Here is a 6,924-nt window from a genome sequence, read left to right on the forward strand (position 1 = left end):
TCGGAGCCATTTTAGGAACAGGACCTAAAAAGTGTTTAAAGTAGCCAATACCATTTTCTCTAATGCCTTCAAAGTTGTATATAAAGAACACTAAAAGAGCAAGAGCCATTGTTGTGTTTAAGTTTGCTGTTGGAGATTCTAAACCTGGTATCATTCCAATTAAGTTTCCAAAGAATACAAACAATCCAATTGATGCTATCAATGGAAAGTATTTTCTACCTTTTTCACCCATATTTTCTTTTATAAGATTATCTATAAATTCTATGTATATCTCAAATACGTTTTGAATAGGTGTCGGTATTAATGATGGCTTTTTTGCAAAAATGGTAAATATAATCGGAACCACTATTAACACTATAAGAGCCATTATGACATGTTGTTCCATTTGCTCCTCCATTATATTTAATTCTGTAATATTATACAGGATTTTTTTAAGCTTGTAAATTTATTGTATAAGTCATATTAGTTTAAGAAAAATATAAAAAACTAATACGTTGAGTGATAATTCAATAAAAGTAAGAGATTCCGCCGGCTGCAGAATGACATCCAAGGTTATCCTTCTGATGCTTATCAATCAACCTTTCTCTGTCATTTCTGAGCGAAGCGAAGAATCTTATATTTTTTTTTTCTCAATCCAAAAAATCAAAAAGAGATCCTTAGGCCTTCGGCCTCAGGATGACAAGAAAAGATAAATTTACAAAAATTTTGGAATACCCTTAGTCTCTCGACTTTCACCTATCATGTTTAAACATTGAATCTGAAATACATAATATCGCCGTCTTTAACAACATACTCTTTTCCTTCTATTCTTACCATTCCAAGCTCTTTTGCTTTTTGCATTGAGCCAATTTTAATATAGTCATCATAATTTATCACTTCTGCCGCAATAAAACCTCTTTCTATGTCTGAGTGAATTTCTCCTGCTGCTTGGGGTGCTTTTGTCCCTCTTTTTATCGTCCATGCTCTTGCTTCTTTTTCTCCTGCTGTAAAGTAAGTAATCAGATCAAGAAGTGCATAGCCTGTTTTAATCATTCTGTTTAGTCCTGGCTCTTTTAAGCCAAGGGCGTTTAGAAATTCCTGTCTTTCTTCTTTTGGAAGTTCTATTAATTCTTGCTCAACTTTTCCACATAAAACTACCACTGGTGCATTTTCTTGTTTTGCTTTTTCTTTAAGTTGCTGTAAATATACATTTCCTTCTCCTTCCGGCAAATCTTCTTCTGGAATGTTTGCAACATACATAAGCGGTTTTATTGTTATTGGATAAAGAGTTCTTGTAAGCCACTGTATCTCTTCTTCTTCAAATTTATCAAGATTTGTTCTAAGTGGTTTTAAATCCTCTAAAATAGCTTTAGCTTTTTCTAAGACTTGAACTTCAAATTTAGCTTCTTTATTTCCTGTTTTTGCAGCTTTCGCTGACCTTTCATATCTTTTTTCTATTGATTGTAAATCTGCTAATATTAGTTCTGTTTCAATTATTTCAGCATCTCTTACAGGATTTACAGAACCTTCTACATGAATAATATCCGGATCATCAAAACATCTGACAACGTGCGCAATGGCTGATACTTGTCTTATGTTTGCTAAAAATTGATTACCTAAGCCTTCTCCTTTGCTTGCTCCTCTAACAAGACCTGCTATATCTACAAATTCTATCGTTGCAGGAACTATGTTTTTACTTTTTTCCAGCTCTGCAATTTTATAAAGTCTTTCATCAGGAACGTTAACTATTCCAACGTTTGGGTCTATAGTGCAAAATGGATAGTTAGCAACTCCTGCCTTTGCTGTTTCTGTAAGCGCATTAAAAATCGTAGATTTTCCAACATTAGGTAATCCTACTATTCCAACGTTCATTTTCATTTATCTTCTACCACCTCTTTTTCAAATATTGTTTTTAAACGGTTAATTAATTTAACTTCGTCTGAAAAAAGTGCAACCTTTCTTTCTTCAGGTATTTCGTATATCAGTTTAAATGTTCCGTCATAAAGCTTCTTTATAAACAAATCAAATTTTTTCCCATCTTTGTATCCTGTTATCCAAATCTCTCTTGATTTATCATGGTAAAAAATCGGATATTCTTCTGAACATACTAATACTTCATAAGCTTCTAAAATTTTTTCCATCGTAACCTCTAAGATGCTTTAAAATATCAATTATATCATAGATTAACTAATCTGAAGTTAGTTCTTCTATTCTTGCTATAAGAATGTTCTAAAATTCTCACAAGTTCACTTTTCCGTGTCATCCTGGGACTGTAAGCCTAAAGATTCCCTCTTTTGATTTTTTGACTTAAAAAGGAAAACGGAAAATTTTTCGCCGACTTCAGAATGACAAAATATGAACATGAAGACGAAGAATCTTCGCACGGCTACAAAATGACAGGCAAGATGATACCTTTACTAAAAAAACTTTTTTGGAACACCCTCCCTAAGTTGAGTTGATAAATTTATGTTAAATTTAAGATTATTTTTAAAATAAAACCCGGGACTATTTTTAAGCCCCGGGACTATTAACTTAATTAAACTTTAACGCCTAATTTTTCAGCTTTTTCTTTAGCTTCTTCTATGCCACCAACCATGTAGAATGCTTGCTCTGGTAAGTGGTCCCATTTACCTTCAACAACTTCTTTAAACGACCTGATAGTCTCTTCCTTCTTAACATAAGAACCCGGCTGACCTGTAAACTGTTCTGCAACGTGGAATCTTTGAGCTAAGAATCTTTGTAATCTTCTTGCTCTACCAACGATTGCTTTATCTTCTTCAGAAAGCTCTTCCATACCAAGGATTGCGATGATTTCTTGTAATTCTTTGTATCTTTGGAGAATTCTTTGAGTTTCTCTTGCTACATAATAATGTTCTTCTCCAATGTATTCTGGTGCTAATGCTCTTGATGTAGATTCAAGCGGGTCAATGGCCGGATAAATTCCAAGCTCTGTTAATCTTCTTTGGAGAACAATAGTAGCATCTAAGTGTGCGAAAATAGATGCTGGAGCTGGGTCTGTAATGTCGTCAGCCGGTACATAAACTGCTTGAATAGAAGTAATAGAACCATTTTTTGTAGAAGCAATTCTTTCTTGAACTTCACCAACGTCAGTACCAAGAGTTGGCTGATAACCAACCGCAGACGGCAACCTTCCAAGAAGTGTTGAAACTTCCGCACCTGCTTGAACAAATCTAAATATATTGTCTATAAAGATAAGAACGTCTTGTTTCTCAACATCTCTGAAATATTCAGCCATTGTTAGACCTGTTTGAGCTACCCTAAATCTAACTCCTGGTGGCTCGTTCATCTGACCATATACCATAGCTGTGTATGGTAAAACGCCTGATTCTTTCATTTCCATCCATAGGTCATTTCCTTCCCTTGTTCTTTCACCAACACCAACAACAACAGAGTATCCAGAGTGGAATTTAGCAATATTGTGAATTAACTCCTGCATGAGAACTGTTTTACCAACACCTGCACCACCGAACAATCCAACTTTACCACCTTTGATTAACGGAACAAGCAGGTCTATAACTTTAATACCTGTTTCAAACTGTTCAACTTTTGTTGACTGTTCTTCAAAAGAAGGAGCTTCTCTGAATATTGGCCAATACTCTTCTGCGTTAACCGGTCCAGCTTCATCGATCGGCTGTCCTACAACGTTAAAAATTCTTCCAAGAGATGCCTTTCCTACCGGTACTTTAATAGGAGAGCCTAAATCTTCTACTTCAACGCCTCTAACAAGACCATCGGTAGGACCATATGCGATTGTTCTTACTCTGTTATCTCCAAGATGTTGAGCAACTTCAAGATACAAATCTTCCACATATTCTTTTCCAGTATCGTCAATAGCAGTTCTTTGTACTTTTAATGCGTTTCTTATAGCCGGTAGTTCGCCTTCTGTAAATTCAACGTCTACAACCGGTCCAACTATTTGAACAACTTTTCCTTTAGCCATTTATATCCTCCTTAGTTTTTTACTTAATTGCTTCTGCAGCATTAATAATATCAATAAGTTCGGTAGTGATTGCCTCTTGTCTTGCTTTATTGAATATGATCGTCCATTTTCTAATGGCTTCGCCTGCATTTTTCGTTGCATTATCCATCGCAAGCATCCTTGCAGAATGTTCTGCAGTAGATGATTCCACTAAAGCTCTAAACAATTGATAATTTATATATCTTTGTAGTAAAGAGCTTAAAACTTCTTCTTTTGATGGTTCTATGTTGTACACTGATACTTCTTCTAATTTCTTTGAGGAAGCAGTAGATTCAAGTGGTAGTAATTTTCTAATCTTTGTCTCATATGTAGAAGAGGTTATTAGTTCATTATTAAATAGATAAACAGCATCAGACTTTTTATCTATAAATCTTGATGCAAGAATTCCACCAACTTTTGCAGTGTAAGTTAAATTTACTTGGTCTCTGTAAATATCCTCATAGGCTTCTATTATGTTAAATCCTTTATTTTTGTAAAAATTGACCCCTTTTCTACCAATTAGGAGAAGGTTTACTTCTTTGCCTTCACTTTTTAACCTTTGAATCTCTCTCCAAGCTGTTTTTATAACGTTTGAGTTGAATGCACCGGCCAGCCCTCTGTCTGCCGTAATAATTACCAAATCTACGCTTTTTTCTTCTCTTTTTTCAAGAAGTGGATGAGATTCTCTATCGATATAAACAGCTAAGTCTTCTATCAACTCATAGAGTTTATTTGAATATGGTCTTGTTGCGTATAAGAGTGCTTGTGCCTTTCTTAATTTGGCAGCAGAAACTGCCTTCATTGCTTTTGTAATTCTTTGAGTATTTTTTATACCGTTTATTTTTCTTTTAATATCTCTTGGTGATAACTTAGCCATCGTTTATCTCCTTAGAATGCTACCTTTTGTTTGAATTCTTTAACAGCAGCATCAAGTTTAGCTTTTATATCATCTGTTAATGCTTTTTCTCTTCTGATTGCTTCCAAGATATCCGGTTTTTCTGTATCTAAGAATGCATAAAATTCTTTTTCAAATTTTTGTATTGCATTAACCGGAACATCGTCTAAATATCCTTGTCCGGCTACGTATATAATAGCAACTTGTTTTTCAACCGGAACAGGTTGGTTTGGCGGTTGTTTTAAAAGTTCAACCATTCTTTGTCCTCTTGCAATTTGTGCCTGTGTAGCTTTATCAAGTTCAGAAGCAAACTGAACGAATGCCTCAAGTTCTCTGTATTGTGCAAGGTCAAGTCTTAATGTACCTGCAACTTGCTTCATAGCTTTAATCTGTGCTGCACCACCAACCCTTGATACAGAGATACCTACGTTAATAGCAGGTCTAATACCTTTATAGAAAAGGTCTGCTTCCAAGAATATCTGACCATCCGTAATAGAGATAACGTTTGTTGGGATATAAGCTGCAACGTCACCCGCTTGAGTTTCAATGATAGGCAATGCTGTTAAAGAGCCTGCCCCAAGCTCGTCGTTTAATTTTGCAGCTCTTTCTAATAATCTTGAATGTAGGTAGAAGACGTCTCCCGGATAAGCTTCCCTTCCCGGCGGTCTTCTTAAAAGCAATGATAACTGTCTGTATGCGTAAGCATGCTTTGTTAGGTCATCATAAATTACTAATGCATGCATTCCATTGTCTCTAAAATATTCACCGATTGTACATCCTACGAATGGAGCTATGTATTGCATAGTTGCCGGGTCTGAAGATGTAGCAGCAACTACAGTTGTATATTCCATAGCACCATGTTTTTGTAATGTTTCTACTATATGAACTACGTTAGCCCTCTTTTGTCCGATTGCAACGTAAATACAATATACTCCTTGACCCTTTTGGTTTAGGATTGTATCTATTGCAATTGTTGTTTTACCTGTTGCTCTATCACCAATGATAAGCTCCCTTTGCCCTCTTCCGATTGGAATCATTGCGTCAATAGCTTTAATACCTGTTTGGAGCGGCTCGTGAACAGATTTTCTTTTTACTACTCCCGGAGCAATTTTTTCAACTGGAGAGTAGTATGCTATATCCGTTAATGGTCCTTTTCCATCAATTGGATTTCCAAGTCCATCGACAACTCTTCCAAGTAAACCTTTTCCTACTGGAACAGATAGGATTTTTCCAGTTCTTTTAACTATACTACCTTCTTTAACAGCCACGTCTGAACCAAGCAAAACCGCACCTACATTGTCCTCTTCAAGGTTGAATACAACGCCAACGATTCCACTTTCAAACTCAAGCATCTCACCCATCATAGCTTTTTCAAGACCGTAGATACGAGCGACACCGTCACCAACTTGGATAACTGTTCCGATTTCTTCTAAGTTTGCACTTACTTGAAATTCCTCAATTTGTTTGTTTAAATTTTCTAATACTTCATCAGCTCTTATTACAGACATCTATCTTTAACCTCCTTTTATATTAAAATCTTGATAACGTACTTTCTAAACGTTTTAAGTAAGACTTGACAGATGTATCAATAATGTAGCTTCCTGCTTTTATTACAGCTCCGCCTATTAAACTGCTATCTTCTTTAACTGTAAACTCTACCTTTTTACCTATCTTGGACTCTATTACAGATTTAATTTCATTTAATAATGCTTCATCTATTTTGTAAGCTGTAATAATCTCACCTTGAACAGTTCCAAAGAACTTTTCGACTTCAAACTTAAACACTTTGTTTAACTCTTTAAAAATATTCGCTTTTTTGTCTTTAACGATTTTTATAAGTAATTTTGAAATTTCTGCATCTGTACCAAGAGCAGATAAAACTTTTTCCATTAATTTTTCTTTGTCTTCCATAGAAGCTTTTGGATTTAAAACGATGTTTCTAAATGTCTGATTTTCTTTAAAGAGCTTGTTAAGAATGTCAAGAATGCTTGAGATCTTTAAAAGATTTTCTTCAGACTTATCTGTTTTAGCAATTATCTCTTTGACTACTTTTCTGAGATATTTTTTATCT

The 6,924-nt window shown here is 35.0% G+C and carries 7 protein-coding genes; all 7 read right to left on the reverse strand.

Features of this window, described 5'->3' with window-relative positions; all coding sequences use genetic code 11:
• Window positions 1-385: F0F1 ATP synthase subunit A (locus SULYE_RS04565; RefSeq protein WP_007546981.1), on the reverse strand; the 385-nt coding region annotated here is incomplete at its 3' end.
• Window positions 386-744: 359 nt separating this feature from the next.
• Window positions 745-1,857, reverse strand: a complete 1,113-nt coding sequence (gene ychF, locus SULYE_RS04570; protein ID WP_007546983.1) for a redox-regulated ATPase YchF — start codon at window positions 1,855-1,857, stop codon at window positions 745-747.
• Entirely contained in the window at window positions 1,854-2,120 is a 267-nt protein-coding gene (locus SULYE_RS04575; RefSeq protein ID WP_007546984.1) for a hypothetical protein, read from the reverse strand. The genes ychF and SULYE_RS04575 overlap by 4 nt, the downstream gene beginning before the upstream one ends.
• Window positions 2,121-2,515: 395 nt before the next feature.
• Entirely contained in the window at window positions 2,516-3,940 is a 1,425-nt protein-coding gene (atpD, locus tag SULYE_RS04580; RefSeq protein WP_007546985.1) for a F0F1 ATP synthase subunit beta, read from the reverse strand.
• A gap of 19 nt (window positions 3,941-3,959) precedes the next feature.
• Window positions 3,960-4,835, reverse strand: coding sequence for a F0F1 ATP synthase subunit gamma (locus SULYE_RS04585; protein ID WP_007546986.1), 876 nt, complete (start codon window positions 4,833-4,835; stop codon window positions 3,960-3,962).
• A gap of 11 nt (window positions 4,836-4,846) precedes the next feature.
• Window positions 4,847-6,361, reverse strand: a complete 1,515-nt coding sequence (gene atpA / locus SULYE_RS04590) for a F0F1 ATP synthase subunit alpha (RefSeq protein WP_007546987.1) — start codon at window positions 6,359-6,361, stop codon at window positions 4,847-4,849.
• Between the two features lie 22 nt (window positions 6,362-6,383).
• Window positions 6,384-6,924, reverse strand: a 541-nt coding sequence (gene atpH, locus SULYE_RS04595; RefSeq protein WP_007546988.1) for an ATP synthase F1 subunit delta, incomplete at its 5' end; no start/stop codon positions are given.

Source organism: Sulfurihydrogenibium yellowstonense SS-5 (assembly GCF_000173615.1).
GTDB classification, from domain to species: domain Bacteria; phylum Aquificota; class Aquificia; order Aquificales; family Hydrogenothermaceae; genus Sulfurihydrogenibium; species Sulfurihydrogenibium yellowstonense.

Excerpts from the sequence above, each read along its gene's own strand:
- ychF (WP_007546983.1), bottom strand. The coding sequence starts at position 1,857 with ATGAAAATGAACGTTGGAATAGTAGGATTACCTAATGTTGGAAAATCT.
- SULYE_RS04575 (WP_007546984.1), bottom strand. The coding sequence starts at position 2,120 with ATGGAAAAAATTTTAGAAGCTTATGAAGTATTAGTATGTTCAGAAGAA.
- atpD (WP_007546985.1), bottom strand. The coding sequence starts at position 3,940 with ATGGCTAAAGGAAAAGTTGTTCAAATAGTTGGACCGGTTGTAGACGTT.
- SULYE_RS04585 (WP_007546986.1), bottom strand. The coding sequence starts at position 4,835 with ATGGCTAAGTTATCACCAAGAGATATTAAAAGAAAAATAAACGGTATA.
- atpA (WP_007546987.1), bottom strand. The coding sequence starts at position 6,361 with ATGTCTGTAATAAGAGCTGATGAAGTATTAGAAAATTTAAACAAACAA.